At 65.5% G+C, this 2,463-nt stretch carries 3 protein-coding genes; all 3 read left to right on the forward strand.

Annotation, left to right across the window (positions count from 1 at the left end):
- Nucleotides 1-98: 98 nt before the first annotated feature.
- Nucleotides 99-536: an IS66-like element accessory protein TnpA gene (tnpA, locus tag VQ042_RS25225; protein WP_331822995.1), complete on the forward strand. Its 438-nt coding sequence runs from the start codon at nt 99-101 to the stop codon at nt 534-536.
- Nucleotides 533-880, forward strand: coding sequence for an IS66 family insertion sequence element accessory protein TnpB (gene tnpB / locus VQ042_RS25230; RefSeq protein WP_331822996.1), 348 nt, complete (start codon nt 533-535; stop codon nt 878-880). Before tnpA ends, tnpB begins: the two co-directional genes overlap by 4 nt.
- A gap of 72 nt (nt 881-952) precedes the next feature.
- The coding region (gene tnpC, locus VQ042_RS25235; protein ID WP_331822997.1) for an IS66 family transposase at nt 953-2,463 on the forward strand (1,511 nt) is incomplete at its 3' end.

A 2,463-nucleotide genomic window follows, 5' to 3' on the forward strand; every position in this document is an offset into this window, starting at 1 on the left:
GTGTGCCTCCGGCGTGAGCCGCCTTGCGAACTTTGGATGAGATCGTTGTTTTTGCGGCGTGGTGTGGTGACCACGGTGCAAGCAATGAGGATATCCACGTGACCTACCATCGGATCGATCTTGTTCGGGATGGCGGCGGCCGTCGACACTGGCCGACAGCCTTGAAGGAAGAGATTGTGATGTCGGCGCTGGAGGAGGACGCCAGCGTGGTGGCGGTCGCCCGCCGGTACGATGTCGATCCATCGTCGATCTACCGTTGGATCCGAAAGTTTCGTTTGGATGCGCAGGATCGGGGCCCGACTTTCCTGCCTGTTGCGGTGTCGCCCGAGATCGAACCCGATGAGGGACCGGAGCAGGATCGGGATGCTGGCGCTCGTCCTTGCGAGCGCCAGCGTTGCGTCGAGATTGAGCTGTCTGGCAACCGGGTTGTCCGGATCGATGCGGAGATTGACGCCCGCGCCCTTGCCCGCATTCTCGATGTGGTCGATCGATTGAATTTGCCGTCGGCCTGTTCGAAGACGAGAACGGGAGAATGATCCCGGTCCCGAGCGGGGTACGGGTCTGGCTGGCGACGGGGCACACGGATATGCGCAAGGGCTTCCCGGGCCTGTCGCTGCTGGTGCAGGAGGTGCTGAAGCGCGATCCGAACAGCGGCCATCTGTTCTGCTTTCGTGGCCGTAGAGGCGACCTTTTGAAGATCATCTGGCATGATGGCCAGGGCGCGTGCCTTTATACGAAGAGGCTTGAACGGGGGCGCTTTCTCTGGCCGTCGGTGGCGGATGGCGCGGTGACGATATCCCCGGCGCAACTCGGTTATCTTGTGTCTGGAATCGACTGGCGAAATCCGCAGGAATCCTGGAGGCCGACGTCGGTCGGATAGGCAAAAATCCTTGCATTGCAGGGGTTCTGTGGCAGAATCGGCTTTGTCACGAACTGCTTCGAGCCTCCCGCCATGGCCGCCGCGCCGGACGACATCGCCGCCCTGAAGGCCGCCCTCGCGGCGGCCGAACGCGAGCGTGACGAGGCCGTTGCGGACGCCGCCCGCGTTAAGGCGGTGGCATCCGGTGCCGAAGCCCTGATCGCGCATCTGACGCTGGAGATCGAAAAGCTCAAGCGCGAGCTCTACGGGACGCGGTCGGAGAAGAAGGCGCGTCTCCTCGACCAACTGGAGATGCAGCTCGAGGACGCGCAGGCTGCCGCCACCGAGGACGAGCTTGCCGCCGAACAGGCCGCGGCAAAGACGATGACCGTTCACGCCTTTACCCGCAAGCGCCCCTCGAAGAAGCCATTCCCGGAGCATCTGCCGCGGGAACGGGTGGTGATCGAGGCGCCGACCTCATGCTCCTGCTGCGGTTCGACCAGACTGTCGAAGCTTGGCGAGGCCATCACCGAGACGCTGGAGGTGATCCCGCGCCAGTGGAAGGTGATCCAGACAGTCCGGGAGAAGTTCGCCTGCCGGGAGTGCGAGACGATCAGCCAGCCGCCGGCGCCGTTCCATCCTACGCCCCGCGGCTTCCTCGGTCCGAGCCTGCTCGCGATGATCCTGTTCGAGAAGTACGGGCAGCATCAGCCGCTGAACCGCCAGTCGGAACGCTACGGCCGGGAGGGGATCGACCTCAGCCTGTCGACACTCGCCGACCAGGTCGGCGCCTGCGTCCACCCCCTTCGTCCGCTGCACGATCTGATCGAGCGGCATGTCCTTGCCGCCGAGCGGCTGCACGGCGATGACACGACGGTGCCGATCCTGGCCAAGGGCAAGACGGTGACCGGTCGGGTCTGGGTCTATGTTCGCGATGATCGACCGTTCGGCGGCCCGGCGCCGCCGGCAGCTCTGTTCTACGCCTCCAGAGACCGAACGGCGGAACATCCCGAGCGCCATCTCGCCGGCTATGGCGGAATCCTCCAGGCCGACGCCTATGCGGGCTATGGTCGCCTGTACGCCATGGACCGAAGTCCGGGGCCTGTGACCGAGGCGCTGTGCTGGTCTCACGGCCGCCGGAAGTTCTTCGAGCTCGCCGACATCGCCCGGAGCGCCCGGCGGGGAAAGAACGCAGCACCGATCTCGCCGCTGGCGCTGGAGGCGGTGAAGCGCATCGACGTCCTGTTCGACATCGAACGGGAGGTGAACGGCCGCTCCACCGACGAGCGTCTCGCCGCCCGGCAGCAGCGAAGCGTGGCCGTTCTCGCCGATCTGGAGGACTGGATGCGGACCGAGCGGGCGCGCCTGTCGCGTCATGCTCCGGTCGCCAAGGCCATGGACTACATGCTGACGCGCTGGGAGGGCTTCGCCCGCTTCACCACCGACGGCAGGATTTGCCTCAGCAACAATGCGGCCGAGCGGGCGATCCGCGGACTGGCTCTCGGGCGGAAGTCGTGGACCTTCGCCGGCTCCGATCGCGGGGCGGATCGCTGCGCCTTCATGCTGACGCTGATCACGACCGCAAGGCTGAACGACATCGACCC

The organism is Aurantimonas sp. A2-1-M11, from assembly GCF_036549475.1.
Classification (GTDB): domain Bacteria; phylum Pseudomonadota; class Alphaproteobacteria; order Rhizobiales; family Rhizobiaceae; genus Aurantimonas.